17 protein-coding genes and 1 pseudogene are annotated in these 18746 nt (G+C 62.6%); 14 read left to right on the top strand and 4 right to left on the bottom strand.

Annotation, left to right across the window (positions count from 1 at the left end; genetic code table 11):
* Window positions 1-141 precede the first annotated feature (141 nt).
* From NKJ18_RS17080 to NKJ18_RS17090, 3 genes are all read right to left on the bottom strand, one after another.
* Window positions 142-402: a hypothetical protein gene (locus NKJ18_RS17080; protein WP_245260004.1), complete on the bottom strand. Its 261-nt coding sequence runs from the start codon at window positions 400-402 to the stop codon at window positions 142-144.
* Window positions 403-1410: 1008 nt separating this feature from the next.
* Entirely contained in the window at window positions 1411-2301 is an 891-nt protein-coding gene (locus NKJ18_RS17085; protein ID WP_352597443.1) for an adenylate/guanylate cyclase domain-containing protein, read from the bottom strand.
* Between the two features lie 419 nt (window positions 2302-2720).
* On the bottom strand, window positions 2721-3749 hold the full coding sequence (locus NKJ18_RS17090) for a LacI family DNA-binding transcriptional regulator (RefSeq protein ID WP_023689433.1): 1029 nt from the start codon (window positions 3747-3749) through the stop codon (window positions 2721-2723).
* Window positions 3750-4100: 351 nt separating this feature from the next.
* On the opposite strand from NKJ18_RS17090, the gene NKJ18_RS17095 reads away from it, so the two are divergent.
* The 14 genes and pseudogenes from NKJ18_RS17095 to NKJ18_RS17160 all read left to right on the top strand — a co-directional run bounded on the left by NKJ18_RS17095 (window position 4101) and on the right by NKJ18_RS17160 (window position 18133).
* Window positions 4101-5714 (top strand): extracellular solute-binding protein, encoded by a 1614-nt coding sequence (locus NKJ18_RS17095; RefSeq protein WP_023689432.1) that lies wholly within the window; start codon window positions 4101-4103, stop codon window positions 5712-5714.
* An 81-nt stretch (window positions 5715-5795) separates the two neighbouring features.
* Window positions 5796-6656: a carbohydrate ABC transporter permease gene (locus NKJ18_RS17100; protein ID WP_023669474.1), complete on the top strand. Its 861-nt coding sequence runs from the start codon at window positions 5796-5798 to the stop codon at window positions 6654-6656.
* A complete protein-coding gene (locus NKJ18_RS17105; RefSeq protein ID WP_023700493.1) occupies window positions 6653-7609 on the top strand; it encodes a carbohydrate ABC transporter permease in 957 nt (318 codons plus the stop codon). The genes NKJ18_RS17100 and NKJ18_RS17105 overlap by 4 nt, the downstream gene beginning before the upstream one ends.
* A complete protein-coding gene (locus NKJ18_RS17110) occupies window positions 7606-8697 on the top strand; it encodes an ABC transporter ATP-binding protein (RefSeq protein WP_023669476.1) in 1092 nt (363 codons plus the stop codon). The genes NKJ18_RS17105 and NKJ18_RS17110 overlap by 4 nt, the downstream gene beginning before the upstream one ends.
* 1 nt (window position 8698) lies before the next feature.
* Window positions 8699-9760, top strand: coding sequence for an ABC transporter ATP-binding protein (locus NKJ18_RS17115; protein WP_352758955.1), 1062 nt, complete (start codon window positions 8699-8701; stop codon window positions 9758-9760).
* Window positions 9761-9795: 35 nt separating this feature from the next.
* On the top strand, window positions 9796-10893 hold the full coding sequence (locus NKJ18_RS17120; protein ID WP_352671924.1) for a Gfo/Idh/MocA family protein: 1098 nt from the start codon (window positions 9796-9798) through the stop codon (window positions 10891-10893).
* 26 nt (window positions 10894-10919) lie between these two features.
* Window positions 10920-11834: a sugar phosphate isomerase/epimerase family protein gene (locus tag NKJ18_RS17125; RefSeq protein ID WP_023673174.1), complete on the top strand. Its 915-nt coding sequence runs from the start codon at window positions 10920-10922 to the stop codon at window positions 11832-11834.
* 55 nt (window positions 11835-11889) lie between these two features.
* Window positions 11890-12831, top strand: coding sequence for a sugar ABC transporter substrate-binding protein (locus NKJ18_RS17130; protein WP_023673173.1), 942 nt, complete (start codon window positions 11890-11892; stop codon window positions 12829-12831).
* Window positions 12832-12892: 61 nt separating this feature from the next.
* Window positions 12893-13897: an ABC transporter permease gene (locus tag NKJ18_RS17135; protein WP_050587792.1), complete on the top strand. Its 1005-nt coding sequence runs from the start codon at window positions 12893-12895 to the stop codon at window positions 13895-13897.
* Window positions 13894-14691, top strand: a complete 798-nt coding sequence (locus NKJ18_RS17140) for an ATP-binding cassette domain-containing protein (protein ID WP_023689425.1) — start codon at window positions 13894-13896, stop codon at window positions 14689-14691. The genes NKJ18_RS17135 and NKJ18_RS17140 overlap by 4 nt, the downstream gene beginning before the upstream one ends.
* Window positions 14685-15860 (top strand): aldose 1-epimerase family protein, encoded by a 1176-nt coding sequence (locus NKJ18_RS17145; protein ID WP_023673170.1) that lies wholly within the window; start codon window positions 14685-14687, stop codon window positions 15858-15860. The genes NKJ18_RS17140 and NKJ18_RS17145 overlap by 7 nt, the downstream gene beginning before the upstream one ends.
* Window positions 15861-15978: 118 nt before the next feature.
* The gene (locus tag NKJ18_RS17150) at window positions 15979-17073 is read left to right on the top strand and encodes a fatty acid desaturase family protein (protein WP_023685252.1); all 1095 of its coding nucleotides are present in this window, start codon (window positions 15979-15981) and stop codon (window positions 17071-17073) included.
* A 27-nt stretch (window positions 17074-17100) separates the two neighbouring features.
* A pseudogene (locus NKJ18_RS17155) lies at window positions 17101-17393 on the top strand (Rieske 2Fe-2S domain-containing protein).
* Between the two features lie 572 nt (window positions 17394-17965).
* Window positions 17966-18133 carry a hypothetical protein gene (locus tag NKJ18_RS17160; RefSeq protein ID WP_155927361.1) on the top strand — a complete coding sequence of 56 codons (168 nt, stop codon included), beginning with the start codon at window positions 17966-17968 and terminating at the stop codon, window positions 18131-18133.
* Between the two features lie 253 nt (window positions 18134-18386).
* Here the strand turns inward: NKJ18_RS17160 and NKJ18_RS17165 are convergent, their stop codons facing one another.
* Entirely contained in the window at window positions 18387-18560 is a 174-nt protein-coding gene (locus NKJ18_RS17165) for a DUF3606 domain-containing protein (RefSeq protein WP_023700486.1), read from the bottom strand.
* Window positions 18561-18746: the final 186 nt, after the last annotated feature.

Here is an 18746-nt window from a genome sequence, read left to right on the forward strand (position 1 = left end):
TGACAACACTAGTCGGCGAGGGATTTTGCCGAGTTGCTGTCAAGATTGCAGGCGGGATTTGATGGAAATCGCGAGGCTGCAATCAGCGAACTATTCGTTCCGATCGCGATGCAGGCTATCCGCCAACGCGTCGACAAAGTGTCAGCCGCATCGCTTCAGTTCCGCCACCTGAACGCCGAGACGGAATGCCTGACCATCGGCATAAGAACGTGCATAGCTTTCTGCTTCGAACGGAAACGTCAGGGTGCTGCCGTAGGCGGTGATGCGGACCGTCCACTTCTTGTCGCGAACGAGTTCGACCGAATTGTCGGGCGACGTCATGATTTCCTCCGGCACCAGCAAGGCGAAGGCACGGATAACGTCGCAAAGGTCGTTTGAATGCAAACAATCCGACACGCTCATGTCGCTTGTTCTATACGCCCAGACTTTCTCTCGATTAGAGCAGCGCCCGGCTGCAATGTCGGTCGCGTTAAGTCCCCTAGCTGCCAAGACCTTTCCCATTGGGTCGGTCCCCTTGCGGCCTCACGCAGCGACCTTTCTGAACCCAATCGCCGAGATCGTCAGCCCGCAGTGTCTTCGAGAGAATAGCCGGCAAGCCGCAGGGTGCGAATGGCAACTCTGCGACGACTGCTTCAACAACTTTCGCGACTGGCTCATGTGAACGTCGACCACCTGGGCGCTCACACTGGCTTTCTGCGAGCAGCCAGCTGCGATGAATTCATCACGGCTGATCACCTTTCAGGATTGTCGAGCATGTGGCGCAGCAACTTGAACTCGATCGGCCCAAGAGGAATCTCCCCGGTGCTGCAAACACGGTGGCATCGAGCTCCATCTCGACGTCGCGATATGTCAGTGGTCTGCGCTTCTGCGCCAATTTCGTGACGGTAGCCCAATCGCGAGCCTTCGCAGGTGGTCGAGGAGCTATTGCGGCGCAATGGTCTGATGAAGCGTTCGTCGACCCCGGGCTGCAACAGCCTGTGCTGACCTTCAGCACCTGGGGATATCGAGGCGACACAGGGCAGGGATGGTCCGGGCATCCCGCTTCAGCCGGCCGCTCCCGTCGCCAGCTCATTGTCTGGCCGACAGTCCAGCACAATCCCCTCGCGGCAAGACCTATCGCGTCACCGATCGAGCGGGCCAGCTTGCTGCCGAAGCCATCCACCTGCAGAATGTCGCCTAGGAGCAGGTAGAACTCCGCATCCTGCGAGGGAGATGCACCGGCCGCGGCTCCGTCGAACTCAGCGAGGGAAACGGAAGTCAGCTCTTCGCAGCCCAACTTCGAGAGCGTTCCTGGATTGGCCTTGGCACATTTATGAACGGTCGATTCCAATGGCTGTCAAAGAGTACGGCGCGACATTGAGGGCGCCAGCGAACCAGCTCTAAACCGGTCGAGCTAGTAGCCGGGCCGGGTCAATCCGAGACAATTTCGTAGTGAAGAAGCTGGGCTTCGTCGAGTGCCGACTTCACTCCAGGCGAGATGACGCCGGAGCCGAAGAGGATAATATCTTCACGGCGTACGAATACTTCATGGCCGAGTCCCATGGACACAAATGTGCCCGAAGAGCTTCGTTCGAGAAGCCGAGCTCTGCCATTCAATATGGTGAAGGCGGCGTGGCGCCTCGATACCCAGGGCCGCTCGACGATGATGTCGCATTCCGCCGATCTGCCGATTGTCACGGATTCGCCGTTTCGACAGGATCGCAGCTGATCTCTGTAGCGGATGACCAGATGAATCTGCCGCGGCAGGACCGAGCGTCTATCTGTAGTGGCGCCATGGCTGGTGATCTGCGTACCGGGGGCCTCATCGTCGCTCCACAGGGTATAGACATCGAAGAACTCTTGCTTCCCCTTCAAGGCCATTTTGTCGAGGAGCCGCAGGCCCTTGCGGCTTCTCGGGGAAAGGGCTTCGCAGAAGCTCTGGCTGATCAGCACCTCTCCGGGGTTCGCCGTGGTGGACAACCTTGCGGTGACATTGACAACGTCACCGAATATCGCGCCCCGCGCGCGAATGACCGCCCCGAAATGCAATCCGATGCGGGCGCTCAACGGCCCTTTAGTCAGTTGATGGGTAATTTGGCAGACGGCCCTCAGCGCCATTTCCGGGCTCTCGAAGAGGCTGAGTATGTCATCGCCTTTCGAGTAAATGAAATCACCACGGTGCTTGGCGACAATCTCGCGCATTGTGTCCAGGCAATCCGAGACCTGCTGTAGAGCGGCATCGTCTCCGATCCGCTCATAGAGCGGCGTGCTGCCCACGACATCAGCTAAGAGGACTGCGGCAAGAAGCGTCTCCTGATCCATCGATCTCGTGTCCGACCCGAAAACTCAGCGTGCGTGTATAACACACGAGGTCGCCTGCAACATATCTGCTCGAGCGCCTTTGATCGGGGCGATGCTTCAGGTGATCGTGGCGGACGGACGGGCGTATGCCATTCGTCGGCTTCGTGCCGGCGACATCCAGAACCGTCTTCGCCCCAATCGTTCGCGACTTCGGTGCTATGAGTGGACTTGGTCTTTTTAGGTTCGGAAAGGCTGACCGAGTTGCAACGGGCGACGGCCTTCTCATGCACCATCAACCACGACCCGATCTCGGCCCTCCGACTTCGCACGGAATAGTGCCAGATCGGCGGCTTTGACGAGATCATTCGGGCTCTCGTTCGTATTTGGGACCGGTGGCGACGCCAACGCTGTGCTTTGCCATACGATCACGGATCCATTGATCAGATTTCAGGTATATTCTCTTTGAAGATGACCTGAAGTCGTGGTTGATGCGGTTCATAGTTCAGGTGCCTGACAGAGTGGCTTAAAATGTTGAGCGCTTCCCGCGCCTCGACGCGCGGATTTTGATCTATGACCGCATCGAGCGTCCCATCCAACAAAAGTTCCTTGGTGCCGTCTGTCACCTCGTGGCCGAGAAAGAGAATGTCTTTGGCGCGTCCACGCTCCTTGAGCGCCCGAGCGATGCCGGTGTTGCCGGCGCCGACATTGTAGATCGCGGCAAGATCGGGGTGCCGGTCCAGAAGCGCTGATGCTTCTGAATAAGCCTTCTCTCGGTCATCCAGCATTTCGCGCATCTCGACGATCTTGAGATTGGGCGACTCCTCGGTCAAGATGTGCCGGAATCCCATCTCGCGTTCCTCATGGCCGCGGTAGGACAGCGAACCGGCGAACAGCGCCACCTTGCTTGGGCGTTCCGATCCCATGAAGCGGTTGAGCAGATAGCCGGCCAGCCGCCCCGCGGCGCGGTTGTCGATGCCGATATAGGCCACTCTCGGAACATGCAGGATGTCGGAGGCGATGGTCACCACCTTGACGTCATTGGCCGACAGCGAGCGGATCGCCTCGCGCACCGTTGGATGATCGAGCGCGATCACGCCGACGCCTTGTGTCTGTCCACGCAATTCTTGCAGCAGGCGGGCGAGCCGGTCGGGGTTGAAGCCCTCTATGGTGGCGATGTGGACGTCGAGATCGGGGCGCGCCAAGGCCTGCGCCTCGATGTGTCGATGCAGCATCTTGATGAAGGAATTGGTGCCGGCCGGCAGAGCGAAGTCGAGACGGATGACCTCTCCAGGTGAGGGCCTGGGCGGCGCTCCGTTCGGGCCCTCCGCGATGTAGCCGAGGCGATGCGCCATTTCGAGCACGATCTCACGCGTGCGCGCCCGCACACCGGGCCTGTTGTTCAGCACGCGGTCGACGGTGGCGGCGGAAACGCCGGCTTCCCGGGCTATGTCAGTCAAGGTGGAACGCACCGTCTTTCATCTCCTCAATGCATCAGATCGCACAATGCCGCTAGCCCGTCCGACGGCCACAGCTGCCAGCCATCAGCGATTCTGATGGAAAATGATGTATCCAGCCTTAGCCGATGCGCAAGGAGGTTGGGCTAAATCGCGTCGTGATACGTCCCGTGCTACGAATGCAGATTTCCCATCAAATCGAGGCATTGAGCCGGTGTGTCGACCTTTGCATGACGTATTTTCTCCGCAGTTGCGGTGTTACGATGTATTTTGAGTATTTATGATGTTGACAGCCTTCCGGTGCTGCCGTCAATATCCCTCAGATGGGCTCGTGGAGGAAACATCGGGCCTGAGGGAGGAATTCCAATGTCTGATTTGATCCGCATATCGCGACGCGGCTTGTTGGCGTCCGGAGGAAAGGCGGCGGCGTTCGTGGCTGCGGCTGGTATCGCACCGCAATTCATCCGTCCCGGCCGTGCCGTTGCGGCCGACGCGCTGGCGCCAGGCATGGTAGGCGGCCCCACCGGTTTCGAGGGCGCCGAGCGCTATCAATATGGCGCCGAGACGCCGGAAGGCCGTGCCGTTGAGGCGGCCAAGGCCTTGAAGGGAGCAGGCAAGGCGCCGGCCAAGATCGTGCTTGGCCTGTCGGATGGCTCGATTGGTCAACTCACACAGCCTTTCCCGGCGGGTGCGCCGTCGATCAAGGAGCTGTGGGAAAAGGAAACCGGCATCCAGATCGAGATCGTCGGCCTGCCGAACGGCCAGGAATTCACCAAGACGATGCAGGACATCTCCACCAAGGGTGGGGCCTATGACATCTACTCGACGGAATGGAACCGCCTCGGCGACCTTGCCGAGACCGGCGGCATCGCCAAGCTCGACGACTTCGTCGCCCAGTACAAGCCCGAATGGGACGATCCCAAGACCGGCTATGTCGACGGCGCCAAGGGCGTGTCGCTGCTCAACAAATATCGCGGGTCCAACTATGGCGTGTCGCTGGACGGCGACTTCCAGACCTGGGTCTACCGCACCGACCTGTTCGGCGACGCTGCCGAGCAGAAGGCGTTCAAGGACAAATTCGGCTACGATCTGGCGCCGCCGAAGACCTGGAAGCAGCACAGTGACATCGCGGGCTTCTTCCAGCGGCCCGACAAGGGCCTGTTCGGCTCCACCGACCTGCGCAACCAGGGCTGGGGCTACACCAACTGGTATCAGCGCTATGTCTCGATGGCATCGCCCAACCAGTTCCTGTTCGGCGACGACGGCAAGCCGCTGATCAATTCCGAGCACGGCATTGCCGCCACCAACGAATATGTCGGCTCGCTGGTTCATCACTCGCCGGACGCGATCTCCTGGGGCTGGCCGGAGCAGTATGGAAATTTCGCCAAGGGCGGCGCGGCGATGACCTGCGCCTTCTCGAACCTGCCGAAATTCCTCGACAATGCCGGCAACAAGGATTCTGCCGTCACCGGCAAGATCGGCTCGATGCTGCCGCCCGGCCGCGAAGTCGACGGCAAGCTGATCAGCCGTTCCGTGCTGTGGTTCTCGCTGACCGGCATGGTCTCGTCGCAGTCGAAAAACCAGGAGGTCGCCTACCTTTTGCTGCAGTGGCTGGGCTCCGCCCGCATCTATGCCTGGATGAGCGCCAATCCGGGCGGCTATCTCGATCCGTTCCGGCTCTCGGATTTCTCCGATCCGCTGGTGCGCCAGACCTACCACGCCTACCACATCGACGTGGTGCGCGAGACCGTCGCCCGCACGGTGCCGACGATCAACTATCCCGGCGCCACCGCCTTCCACAACGCATTGGACGAAAATCTGATGGCGTCGCTGACCAAGGCCAAGACAGCGGAACAGGCGATGGCCGACACGGAAGCGGAGTGGAAGAAGATCGCCCGCCGCATCGGCGAGGACAAATTGCTCGAAGCCATCAGGACGAACAAGGAGGCCTGGCCGACGGTTCTCGACCCGATCAGCTGATCCGTTTCCCTGGATCAGCGCTGGAGGGGAGGAGCATCTGTTCCTCCCCGCCGCAGTCAACGCCACCAGCAAAGCAGCCAGATGAAGCGTTCCGTCCCCTTCGAGATATTCCGCTACGCCGCGATCTTCGCGGCGATGGCGGTGACGCTGGTACCGATCCTGTGGATGGTGTCGATGGCCTTCAAGCCGATCGCCGAATGGTCGGCGACCGGCGCCGACCTGACATGGTGGCCGAAGAACCCGACGCTCGGCAATTTCCAGTTCGTCTTCGGCGAGTCCAACAACAATCTGATCGTGGCGCTCGACCGCACCGCGCTGAAGCCGATCCTGTCGTCGCTGCTGTCTTCGGTGTTCGGCACGGCGATCGCAATGTCGGCGGGCACGGCTGCGGCCTACGGGCTGTCGCGTTTCGGCTCCGGCCAGAACCTGCCGCTGGCGCTGATCCAGCTCAGGCTGTTTCCGCCAATGGCGGTGATGATCCCGGTCATGATCATGTGGGCCTTCCTGAACTTCACCGACAGCTGGTTTGGCCTGGCCCTGATCTACGGCATCGTCACCCTGCCGTTCGCTTTCTGGCTCATGAAGACCTTCTTCGACGACATGCCGCGCGAGATCGAGGAAGCGGCGCTTGTCGAAGGTTGTTCGCGGCTGCGCGTCTTCACGCGCATCACGCTGCCGATGATGCGCGCACCGCTGGCCAGCGCCGCCCTCTTCGTCTTCATCCTCAACTGGTCGGACTATCTGATCGCGCTGCTGCTGACGACGCGTGAATGGGTGACGATCCCGGTCTACATGGCCTCGCTGTCCTCCTCGATGACCGGGCAGCTCTATGGCGCCAAGGCCGCGCTCGGTCTTATCGCCGCGGTGCCGCCGGTCATCATGGGCATCGCCATCCAGCGCCATCTGGTGCGCGGACTGACGTTCGGCGCGCTCAAGCAATGAGCGCGGTGACCGTGACTGTCTCGAAGGACGCAAAGGCCGCGCTTGGCAAGCCCGCGCTGCGGGACGAGGGAGCGCGGCTGGGATTCCGGCTGACGCTGCCGGCGCAGGTTTTGGTGCTCTTCATCTCCGTCTTCCCGCTGCTGATGCAGCTCTACATCAGCGTCACCGACTGGTCGCCGCTCTCCGGCCTCGGCTGGTGGAACGCATGGGAGATGTGGAACAGCTTCGCCAACTACACCGACCTTGCCGCCGATGCGCGCTTCTGGAGCGCGCTGAGGCGCACGGCCATCGTCATGGTCGTGTGCGTGCCCGTCGAATTCCTGCTTGGCCTGGCATTGGCGACGCTGTTCGCGGACGATTTTCCGGGCAAGCGGGTCTTCTATTCGATCCTGCTGATGCCGATGATGGTGGTTCCGGCGGTGGCCGGCTACATGTTCTTCATGCTGTTCCAGTCGGGCGGGCCGCTGAACGACATCCTGTCGGCACTCAGCGGTTCCCGCGTCACCATCGCCTGGCTGTCTGACCCCACACTGGCGCTGATCGCGGTGATCATCGCCGATATCTGGCAGTGGACGCCGCTGATGTTCCTGATCCTGCTTGCCGGCCTGGTCGGCGTGCCGCAGGACCAGATCAAGGCGGCGACCCTGCTCGGCGCCAACCCGTGGCAGCGCTTCGTCACCATCGTGCTGCCGAAGATGAAGACGATCGTCATCATCGCGCTGGCGATCCGCGTCATCGAGAACTTCAAGATCTTCGACACGCTCTACATCATGACCGGCGGCGGCCCCGGCGTCGCCACGGAGACGATCTCCGTCTACATCTACAAGGTCACGACGCAGGACCTGATCTGGGGCTATGTGGCGGCGATCGCGCTGGCCATCCTGGTCGTGCTTTCGATCGTTGCCGTATTCGCCATGAAGCGCATGGCGCGCGCAAGGCTGGTGCCGGCATGAGCGCGATCCAGCTGCGCAACCTGGTCAAGACCTTTGGCGAGTTCACGGCGCTGAAGACCATGGACCTCGACATCGCCGATGGCGAGTTCATGGCGCTGCTCGGGCCTTCGGGCTGCGGCAAGTCGACGACGATGAACATGATCGCCGGCATGGAAGAGCCGACCAGCGGCAAGATCCTGTTTGGCGAGCGCGACATGGCCGGCGTGCCCATGGGCCGCCGCGGCGTCGGCTTCGTTTTCCAGAACTACGCCATCTTCACCCACATGACGGTGCGCCAGAACCTTGCCTACGGGCCGCGGATGCGCGGTGCGGCGACAGCCGAGATCGACCGCCGCGTCGGCGCCGTCGCCGAGCTGCTGCAGTTGACGCCGCTGCTCGACCGCAAGGCCGACCGGCTCTCGGTCAACATCCTGCAGCGGGTGGCAATCGGACGCTCGGCGATCATGGAGCCGGCGATCTTCCTGCTCGACGAGCCGCTGTCCAATGTCGACGCCGCCTTCCGGGCGGTAATGCGGACCGAGCTCAAGCAGCTGCAGCGCCAGTTCAGGCAGACGATGGTCTACGTCACCCATGACCAGCTCGAGGCCATGACCATGGCCGACCGCATTGCCGTCATGGATCACGGCGTGCTGCAGCAGGTGGGAACGCCCCTGGAAGTCTACAACAATCCAGCCAATGTCTTCGTCGCCCGCTTCATCGGCGCTCCGGGCATGAACCTGCTGAAGGGAAGGCCGGCGGAGAGCGACCGGGGCCTGGTGGTCGATCTCGGGCCACTGGGGGTCACGCCGACGCTGCCGGATGCGCTGGCCGCCACCTTGCGCGGATCGCGCTCTGAGGTGCTTTACGGCTTCCGGCCCGAACAGGTGTCGCTGGTGCAGAGCGGGCAGGGCCTCGCCATGCCGGTGAGCTTCGTCGAGCGGATCGGCGCCAGGACCATCGTCCATCTCGGCGATGGCGAGACCGCCGTGAAGGCGGTGTTCGACAATGCTGTCGGACTGTCGATCGGCGAGCTTGCCGTCGTCGCCCCCGTGGCATCGTCCGTGCGTGTCTTCGATGCCCGCAGCGGCATTGCGATGAAGGCAGGTTGACATGGCCGATATCGTCTTTCGCAATGTCAGCAAGTGTTACGGCACGACGCTCGCCGTCGACGACGCCTCGTTCACCGTCAATGACAACGAATTCTTCTGCTTCTTCGGGCCGCCGCTGGCGGGCAAATCGACAATCCTGCGCCTGGTGCTCGGGCTGGAGACGCCTGACGCCGGAGAGATCCTGATCGGCGGCAAACCGGTCAACACCGTCTCGCCGGCCGAGCGCAATGTCGCCATGGTGTTCCAGAACCTGGCGCTGTTCCCGCATATGAGCGCGCGCGAAAATGTGCGTTTCCCGCTGGTCGAGCGCAAGGTCGCCGAGGCCCAGATCGAAACGCGTGTCGCCGATGTGGCCGCCAAGCTCCACATCGGCCATATTCTGCACAAGCCGCCGGCGCAGCTTTCCGGTGGCGAGCGGCAACGCGTGGCCATAGCCCGCGCCCTGGTGCGCGACCCGAACGCCTATCTGATGGACGACCCGATCTCTGCGCTCGATGCGCGGCTGCGCGAGGAAACGCGCGTCGAGCTCAAGCGCATCCAGCGCGAACTCGGCAAGACGCTGATCTACGTCACCCATGACCAGGAAGAGGCGATGTCGATCGCCGACCGCATCGCCATTCTGGAGAATGGCAGGATCCGACAGATCGGCGCCCCGTCCGAGATCTACGACCGCCCGGCGAACACCTATGTGGCGCGACTGCTTGGTTCGCCGATGATGAACATCCTCAAATCCGTTCGCGGCGAAGATGGCCTCGAGGCCGCCGAAGGCACGGTCAGCATCGACGATCGCGCTGCTCCGGCCGACGCGATCGAAATCGGGCTCAGGCCGGAGGACATCAAGGTCGGGCCCTGGGTCGAAGGGGGCGCTGGCCGCCCGGCGCGCGTATTCGAGGTCGAGCCCCTTGGCGGCTACACGGTGGTAACGCTCGCCGCCGGAGAGGCGCGGCTGAAGGCGCTGCTGCGCGGCCAGCCCGACATCAGGCCGGATGCGGTGGTAGCGATATCCTGCGAGCCGGCCCGGGTGCATTATTTCGGGCAGGACGGAGGCGCGTTGGCGAGATGATCGCGGCTGCGAAAACAGAATTGCGGGAGGAAGACATGGCGAGCGAAGGCTTCGAGCCGGACGTGAAGGTCCGCACGAAAGAATACCGTATCGGCTGCATCGGCGCCGGCATGATCATGGCCGAATGCCATCTTGCCGCCTATGCGCAGGCCGGTTTCCCAGTCGTCGCCATCGCTTCGCGCACCAAGGCCAGTGCCGAGAAGGTAGCTGCACGCTGGAGCATTCCGACCGTCCACGACACACCGGAACAGCTGATCGAGGATTCCGAGGTCGAGATCGTCGACCTGGCGTTTCCGCCCGACCAGCAGCCGGCATTGATCCGCCATGCGCTGAAGCAGCCTCACATCAAGGCGATCCTGGCGCAGAAGCCGCTGGCGCTGTCGGTCGATGAAGCCGTGAAACTGCGCGACGAAGCCGCAAAGTCCGGCAAGATCCTCTCGGTCAACCAGAACATGCGCTACGACCAGTCGATGCGCGTGCTGAAGCAGATCATCGACAGCGGCGCGCTGGGCGACATCGTCTTTGCGCAGATCGACATGCATGCGATCCCGCACTGGCAGACCTTCCTTCAAGACTACGACCGGCTGACGCTGGCCAATATGAGCGTGCACCATCTCGACGTGCTGCGCTTCCTGTTCGGCGATCCCTCGGAAATCACCACCCTGACACGCAAGGACCCGCGCACGACATTCGAGCATAGCGACGGCATCACCGTCTCGACGCTGCGCTTTCCCTCCGGCGTGCTCGCCGTGTCGCTGGAGGATGTCTGGTCCGGACCGCGCCAGGAGGGCTATCTGGACGACCAGCACATCAACTGGCGCGTCGACGGCACCAAGGGTGTCGCCAAAGGCACGATCGGCTGGCCGAAAGGCGTGGCCTCGACGCTGACCTATGCCTCGACCGAGACGACCGGCGGCGAATGGGTCAGCCCGAGCTGGGACACGATGTGGTTCCCGCATGCCTTCATCGGCGTGATGGAGCAATTGCAGCATGCGGTGAAGACAGGCGCGCCGCCGGCATTATCGGTGGCCGACAACGTCAAGACGATGGCGCTGGTCGAAGCCGGCTATCGCTCGATCGACGAGGGCCGCACCGTCAAGCTTTCCGAAATCTCGATAAAATCAGCCAACTGAATCGCTTACAGGGAGGAGTTCACATCATGATGCAGGCAGGTATTTTCACGGGCTATTTCCCGTACGGGCTCGAAGAGACGGCAAAGAAGATCCGCGGGCTCGGTTTCAACACGGTGCAGCTCGACCTGCATTTCAGGGATATCGATCTGTCGGCCGGGCAGATCACTGAGGAAAAGGCCAAGCAGGTGCGCGACGTCTTCCGCGACAACAACCTGCCGATCTGCTGCGTGTCGGGCTACACCAACATTATCCACCCCGATAAAGTCGAGCGCGACAAGCGCGTCGGCTATCTCAAGGAAATCATCCGCAATGCGCGCGCCTTCGGCTCGCCCTACGTGATCTCGGAGACCGGCACCTACAACACCGAATCCGACTGGGTGCATCACCCCAAGAACAAGACCGAGGAAGGATTCGAGGAATGCCGCAAGGTGATCTCGGAGCTTGCCCAGACGGCTTACGACCATGGGGCGGTGTTCCTGCTCGAAACCTATGTCAACAATGTCGTCGGTTCGGTCGAGGAGACGGTGAAGATGTTCGCCCAGGTCGACCATCCGGGCCTCGGCCTGCTGATGGATCCGACCAACTATTTCGAAACCCACAACATCGACCGGATGGACCAGATCCTGAACCAGGTGTTCGATACGCTGACCGACAAGATCAAGATCGCGCATGCCAAGGACGTCAAGCGTTCGGGCAGCGACAAGTCGGAAAAGCATGCCGACATCGGCGACGAGGATGCGATGGAGAGCCACACGTTCCGCGGCGTCGGCGAGATCGAGCTGCCGGCGCCCGGGCTGGGCTCGCTGAATTACGATCTCTATCTCCAGCGGCTGGCGGAAAAGCACCCAAACATCCCGGTCATCATCGAGCATCTCTCGGAAGACGACGTGCCGCGCGCGAAGAAATTCCTCGACGGGAAGTTCCGCGCCAACGGGCTGTGAGCGCCGGTTGCGCCGCCGGCGCATGGCGGCGCAACTCCAACCAAGGGAGGAATGAATGTTGAAATTCGCATTGAAAGTGGCTGCCGCGGCAACGCTGGTAGCCGGGGTCTCCTTGAGCCTGCCGGCATTCGCGCAGGACGGCCAGAAGACCTTCTATCTGCTGTCGCATGGTGGCCCTTCGGACGCGTTCTGGATCGACTGGAATGCCGGCGCGACCAAGGCCTGCGACCAGCTCAAGGTGACCTGCAAGATCTCGTTCAGCGGCGGCGACATGGCGGCGCAGAAGGAGGCTTTCAACTCGGCGCTCGCCGCCAAGCCGGACGGCATCGCTACCACCTCGGCTCAGCCCGGCCTGTGGACGGAGGAGGTGAAGGCCGCCAAGGCCGCCGGCATACCGATCGTGTTCTTCAACACCGATGATCCGGCGACCGGGCGGCAGGCCTATGTCGGGGCCGACCTCAGGGAAGCGGGCGTCATCTGGGCCAAGTATCTCGTCGACCACAAGATGGTGAAGCAGGGCGACAAGGTGTTCCTGCCGGTCGAAGTGCCGGGCGCCAGCTACCAGCAGCTCGAGACCGAGGGCATCGCCAGCGTCTTCGATCCGCTCGGCATCAAGTACGACGTGGTCGATTGCGGCACCGACCCGGCCGGCATCATCGCCAAGATGACCGACTACATGGTCGCCAACAATCCGCCGGCAATCATTGCACTGGGCGATTCCGTGGCAGCAAGCATCAAACGCGTCTTCGACGGGGCCGGTGTGTCGGCCGGCAAGGTCCCGGTCGTCGGCTGGGGCAACTCAAAGGAGACGGCCGAGGCGGTCAAGTCCGGCTTCGTCAATGCTGCGGCCTGGCAGTACCCGTCGGCGCAGGGCTTCATGCCGGTGGCGCTGCTCGGGCTTGCGGCCTCTGGCGAGCCGGTCGGCTACGACATTCACACATTCAGCCTCTACGACGCCTCGAGCGTCGAGCCGATCCTGAAACTCTACAACAAGTGACGACAATCGGCGCCCGCCCCGAAATGGCGGGCGCCGGACGAAACGCATGGTCCTGACAGATATGGCAATCACAGCAGACGACGACACGCAGCGAGCGAAGGGCAGGTCTGCGCTGCTGCGTTCGCCGCAATTCTCCTCGCTCATCATCCTCATCGTGCTGCTCGTGGTTTTCGCCATCGCCGACGGCAACTTCCTGTCGCCGCTCAACATATCCAACATGATGGCGTTCCTGCCCGAGCTCGGCATCATCGCTCTCTGCATGACGCTGCTGCTGACGGCGGGCGAGTTCGATCTGTCGGTCGGCGCCGTGTTCGGCCTTGCGCCCGTCGTGGTGATGCTGCTGGTGCAGAATGGCGGTATCGACATCGGCGTCGCCCTCCTGGCCGGGCTTGTGCTGTGCATCGCGATCGGCGCCATCAACGGGCTGATCGTCACCAAGATCGGCATTTCCTCGTTCCTGGTCACGCTGTCGATGCTGCTCGTCGTGCGCGGCGCGGCGCTCTACATCACGCAGGGATTCCCCCTGAAGTCGTGGGACCAGCCCGGCTTCTTCGTCACGCTGCTTGCCGGCAGCTTCAATGTAGGCTCGTTCCGGTTCTACACCTCGCTCTGGTGGTTCATCGGCCTGTCGCTGCTGGCGATTTACATCCTGCGCTACGCCAAGCTCGGCAACTGGATCAGCGCCATCGGCAGCAACCGCAACGCAGCGGTGGCGCGCGGCGTGCCGGCCGACGCGGTCAAGATCTGGCTGTTCATCCTGACCTCGGTGGTGGCCGGGCTGGCCGGCATGATCAGCGCGTTCCGGATTTCGGCCGCCTCGCCGGTGGCCGGCACCGGCTACGAACTCGAAGTGATCGCCATGGTGGTGGTCGGCGGCACGGCGCTCACCGGCGGGCGCGGCACCATCCTCGGCACCATCGTCGGCGCGCTGATGCTGCGCGCCATCCGCAACGGCATCGTGCTGATCGGCGTGCCGGGCTTGGCATACAACATCTTCGTCGGCGTCATCATCCTCGCCATGCTCATCCTGCACGCTTTGCTGCAGAAGAACGCCGCAAGGAGCTGACGATGGAAGTGCTGCGTCTGCAAGACCTGCAAAAGTCCTTCGGCAACGTGCGTGCGCTGAAGAACGCCTCGTTCACCCTCAACGAAGGCGAGGTGGTTGCCCTGCTCGGCGACAATGGCGCCGGCAAGTCGACGCTGATCAAAGCGATCTCCGGCGTCTTCCCGGCCGACCACGGCGACATCTTCGTGCGCGGCGAGAAGGCATCGATCCGCTCGACGCGCGACGCGATGGACCTCGGCATCGAGACCATCCATCAGGACACATCGCTCGCGCCGGACCTCAGCATCGCGCGCAATCTTTTCCTGGGCCGGGAGCCGGTCAATTTCGGCTGGCTCGGCGTGTTCGCGCCGCTCGATCTCGCCAAGCTTCGCAACGCCGCCTCGGCGCTGCTGAAGCGGGTCGGCATTTCGAAAAAGCTCGATGCCGATGCACTGGTGAGCACGCTCTCGGGCGGTGAGCGGCAATCGATCGCGATCTCGCGCGCCATGCAGTTCGCCGCCAAGGTGATCATACTCGACGAGCCGACCAACAATCTTGGCGTCGAGGAAACCCACGGCGTGCTGCGCTTCGTCAAGGAGGTGCGCGACGCCGGCCACTCGGTGCTGCTCATCACCCACAACATCCACCACGTGTTCCAGGTCGCCGACCGCATCATCGTCATGCGCCGCGGCGAAATCGTCGCGGAACAGACGGTCGCCGACACCGACCTGTTGACGGTGGAAAGCATCATCACCGGCGCCGACATGTCGGCCTTGCTCAAGGAGGCGGGCAAAGTGAAGGACGTCGCATGGTAGAGCTTTACGGCAAGACGCTGTCGCGAAGGCAGGTGGCCGAGCGGTCCGGCATGCTGTCGCAGTTTGCCGGTGTGCGGCTTATGACGCTCGGCGACGGCGTGGAGCGCGGCATCCGGATGCTCGAGTTCCGCACCGGCTCCGGCCTGCGCTTCACGGCGCTGGTCGACCGGGCGCTTGATATCGCCGATTGCGACTTCCGGGGCCAGGCGATCGGCTGGCATTCGCCGAGCGGCTTTCGCCACCCCGGACTGCACGAGCATGAAGGGGAGGACGGTTTCGCCTTTGGCCGGTCGTTCTCGGGGCTGCTCGTCACCTGCGGCCTCGATCATATACTGGGCCGGCAAGACGTGCCGGCCGAAAGCTACAATTATCCCGGGCGCAAGCGGGTATTGCACTCGCTGCATGGCCGCATCGGCACCGTGCCGGCGCGGCTGACCGGCTACGGCGAGGCCTGGGACGGCGACCGCTGCGTGCTGTGGGCGGAAGGCATCGTCCAGCAGGCAACCGTGTTCGGCGAGGATCTCCATTTGCTGCGCCGCATCGAGGCCGATGTCGGCGGCAGCGAGATCCGCCTGTCGGACCGCGTCGTCAATCACGGTTTCAGCCGCACGCCGCATATGTATTTCTATCACGTCAATGTCAGCCATCCCTTGCTCGACGAGGGTTCGCGCTACCTGGCGCCGATCCGGGATGTCGTCTGGGCGGCGCACGCCGGCGAACGCTACGAGGCGCAGAAAGTCGGCTACCGAACCGTGCCGGCGCCGCAGCTGGGGTTCAGCGAGCAGGTCTGGGAGCACGAGCTTGGCTCCGATGCGGCGGGCGAGGTGCCGGTGGCCGTCGTCAATGACCACCTGGGCCTCGGCTTCGAGGTCGTTACCCGCAAGGATCAGCTGCCCTGCACCTATCAGTGGCAGAACTTCCAGGCCGGCCTATATGCGTTGGGAATCGAACCTTCGACGCATCATGTTCTGGGCAATCTCGCCGCGCGCGAACGGGGCGAGATGATCTGGCTGGACCATGGCGAAAGCCGCTCCTATGACGCCGTGTTCCGGGTGCTCGACGGTGCCGGCCAGATCGCCCAAGCGGAAGCGAGGATAGGGTCGATCGCCCGGCAGCCGCAACAGGATTACCCTGCGCCGTCGGGCGCTTTTGCGAGACTGCAGGCGTGACCGGCTTGAAACGCACGATCGGTTGCCGCGGCGGGCGGGAAGTGCGCCGGAATACGGAAGCAGGCGCGGCCCGGCCGGCCCCAGGCGGCCCTTGCGGAGCGCAGGCGGGAAAGCGGAGATGACGATGACGGCAAGCAGGAAGCGCGACTACAGCCTGGTCGGTGAAAGCACCAAGCGCGCCATTGAGACCGGATTGGCTTCGGCCGAATGGTATCACACCGATGTCCCGCGCAAGGCGATCAAGGAGTTGATGCAACGCTCCGACGGGCCGGCGATCCGCGACACGATCATCTGGGTCGCCGCGATCCTGGTGTCGGCCGCCGGCATCGTATGGTTCTGGGCCACGTGGTGGGTGGTGCCGTTCCTGTTCGTCTATGGCGTGCTTTACGGCTCGTCCAGCGACTCGCGCTGGCACGAATGCGGCCACGGTACCGCGTTCCGGACGCGCTGGATGAACGATGTCGTCTACCAGATCTCAAGCTTCATGCTGATGCGCAACCCCGTGCAATGGCGCTGGAGCCATGCCCGCCATCACACCGATACCATCATCGTCGGCCGCGATGCCGAAATCGCCGTCATGCGCCCCCCAGATCTGCTGCGGGCGGCGCTCGCCTTCACCGGTATTCTCGATTTCCGCTATTCGCTGCCGGCGCTGGTGCGCCAGGCGTTCGGCAAGCTGTCCGATGAAGAGAAGAGCTATATCCCCGAGATGGAGCAGCACAAGGCGGTGATCGCTGCGCGCTGGCATGTCGCCATCTATGCGGCGACAGTCGGGCTGGCGCTGTTCACGTGGTCGCTGCTGCCGCTGGTGCTGATCGGCCTGCCGCGCCTCTATGGCAGCTGGCACATGGTGCTGACAGGGTTGCTGCAGCATATCGGCCTGGCCGACAACGTGGTCGACCATCGGCTGAACACCCGCACCGTCTACATGAACCCGGTCAGCCGCTTCATCTACTGGAACATGAATTATCACGTCGAACACCACATGTTCCCGATGGTGCCCTATCATGCGCTGCCGAGGCTGCACGAGCTGATCAAGCACGACCTGCCGGTAGCGAACCCGTCGATGTGGCATGCCTATCGCGAGGTCTGGCCGGTGCTGCTGAAGCAGCTGCGGTACGAGGATTTTTATCTCAAGCGCGAATTGCCGCCGACAGCCAGACCCTATCGCGGCGAATTTCACCAGGTGGATATGTCGGCGGCGGCTGAATAGCCATAGCGGATGGTGCGGGAGCCGGAGATGGCCGACTGGATTGAAGCGTGCGCGGTCGATGACATCGAGGAAGAGGATGTCATCTGCTTCGATCCTCGCGGTTTGCCGCTCGCCCGATGACGAGCTCTTCGCCACCGACGGATATTGGACCCATGAGAAGGCGCATCTAGCCGAAGGGCTGGTGATCGACGACGTCATCGAATGCCTTGAAGCACATTGGCCGCTCTGCGACCGGCCAGGTCAAGGGCGCGCCGGTCTGCGTCAAGCTCGCGATCTATCCGATGAGAATCGAGGCCGGCAAGGTGATGATCCAGATCTGACGCGTGGTAACCGCTCCAGCACCGCGTTTAGCAAACTCAGAGTGACGTTTTCCTGAGCCGAAAGAGACAGACCGTCGCCGACGGGCGCGCCATGGAGGGTAAGCGCCAGCTGACCATGCTGCGCGTGCTGGTCATGGACGTGGCCGAGGGCCGCCGACCGGGCTGAGGTCGATCGTCTCGATGCCGCCGGAGTTGTGCTGAACCCTAGATCGCGATGCGGCCCCCAGCCTGTTCACCGTGCCGGGCTAGAATTTCTTCGAGATCGGCACCGCCGACTGTTTTCTAAGTTGGGCTTTCCGGCTCCACAAGACGGGCACCGACGCCGTCATTGCAGCGCCGGCTATGCCACGGTCACCGTGCCCAGACATATGTGCTTGGCCCTTTGACCCTGATCGACGAGGTCCTGATTCACTGCTGCTTCTGCTGATCAGCTTTGAGGTGCTGATTGTGCGGTTTGATCTGGCAGCGTTGATACTGGGCGCTACCGCGATCGAAGCGGAAGGACAGCGCCTACCGCAGCGGCAAAACGACCGCCTGAACAAGATCAGTGTGAGGGAAGGAGATGGGATTTATTGGTGCGCAGCGAGCGCGGCAAAGCTGCGCAGGTGATCGTGGCTGGAAAGCGTCGCTACAAAGGCTGTGCGTTGTCAGTTTGGAAGCCGACACGCGTCCGGCAGACGACGGTGATCTCGCTGGCTGACTGCGGCGCGGGATTATTATTGAACGACGGCAGGAAGTAGGCTCGGTGCCACGCCGTGCGTCCAGGACTCGGGTTGGAGTGGATTATGGTTCGGGGTGACCATAGCCGATCTGCGCAGCCTCGAACCTCCAGCGCTTGCCGCATGTTGGGCAGGGGTACAATTTTCACTTTCACGCTCGACCTGCTCCGCGTGTGCGTCAGGATGATGCTACACTCAAATTCTCACCACGGCTCAAGGTTCTCCTCGGCAGCGAGGCTTCATGCCGTAAGCGAGCCGCCCCGGGAATCTGATTTCAATTCCTTCGCAGCCGCAACGAGGCGCGGTCATTCCCGGCGGCTTTGATGAGCTCCATCACCTGCTCAGGCGTGATGCCGTTCTGCTGGGCAAAATGGAAGAGTTCGTTGCGTTCGTTGGACGAGACCCGGTTCCTGTCGCGAAAATCACGCTCGGTTTTGTTGTCCGTCATCATCTTCTCCTTTCAACCTCAATTCGCCGGCCCGAACCGCCCGCTGGAGCAAAACCCGAGACCGCCCAACGCGGAGGCTGATCGAGCCTCGCTAGGGCTGCTGCGAGTAGACGAAAGCTCCAACTGGCGAAAGCTGGGGGAGCTTGTCCAACGCCGGGGTGGGCTCGGTGCACGCCGTGGCATCGC

The sequence above is a fragment of the Mesorhizobium sp. M0217 genome (assembly GCF_040321955.1).
Lineage (GTDB): Bacteria > Pseudomonadota > Alphaproteobacteria > Rhizobiales > Rhizobiaceae > Mesorhizobium.

Bases quoted from the DNA above. Each gene is read 5' to 3' on its own strand.
- NKJ18_RS17085 (WP_352597443.1), bottom strand. From the start codon at position 2,301: ATGGATCAGGAGACGCTTCTTGCCGCAGTCCTCTTAGCTGATGTCGTG.
- NKJ18_RS17105 (WP_023700493.1), top strand. From the start codon at position 6,653: ATGAGCGCGGTGACCGTGACTGTCTCGAAGGACGCAAAGGCCGCGCTT.
- NKJ18_RS17110 (WP_023669476.1), top strand. From the start codon at position 7,606: ATGAGCGCGATCCAGCTGCGCAACCTGGTCAAGACCTTTGGCGAGTTC.
- NKJ18_RS17120 (WP_352671924.1), top strand. From the start codon at position 9,796: ATGGCGAGCGAAGGCTTCGAGCCGGACGTGAAGGTCCGCACGAAAGAA.
- NKJ18_RS17095 (WP_023689432.1), top strand. From the start codon at position 4,101: ATGTCTGATTTGATCCGCATATCGCGACGCGGCTTGTTGGCGTCCGGA.
- NKJ18_RS17100 (WP_023669474.1), top strand. From the start codon at position 5,796: ATGAAGCGTTCCGTCCCCTTCGAGATATTCCGCTACGCCGCGATCTTC.
- NKJ18_RS17165 (WP_023700486.1), bottom strand. From the start codon at position 18,560: ATGACGGACAACAAAACCGAGCGTGATTTTCGCGACAGGAACCGGGTC.
- NKJ18_RS17150 (WP_023685252.1), top strand. From the start codon at position 15,979: ATGACGATGACGGCAAGCAGGAAGCGCGACTACAGCCTGGTCGGTGAA.
- NKJ18_RS17080 (WP_245260004.1), bottom strand. From the start codon at position 402: ATGAGCGTGTCGGATTGTTTGCATTCAAACGACCTTTGCGACGTTATC.
- NKJ18_RS17115 (WP_352758955.1), top strand. From the start codon at position 8,699: ATGGCCGATATCGTCTTTCGCAATGTCAGCAAGTGTTACGGCACGACG.
- NKJ18_RS17145 (WP_023673170.1), top strand. From the start codon at position 14,685: ATGGTAGAGCTTTACGGCAAGACGCTGTCGCGAAGGCAGGTGGCCGAG.
- NKJ18_RS17130 (WP_023673173.1), top strand. From the start codon at position 11,890: ATGTTGAAATTCGCATTGAAAGTGGCTGCCGCGGCAACGCTGGTAGCC.
- NKJ18_RS17135 (WP_050587792.1), top strand. From the start codon at position 12,893: ATGGCAATCACAGCAGACGACGACACGCAGCGAGCGAAGGGCAGGTCT.
- NKJ18_RS17125 (WP_023673174.1), top strand. From the start codon at position 10,920: ATGATGCAGGCAGGTATTTTCACGGGCTATTTCCCGTACGGGCTCGAA.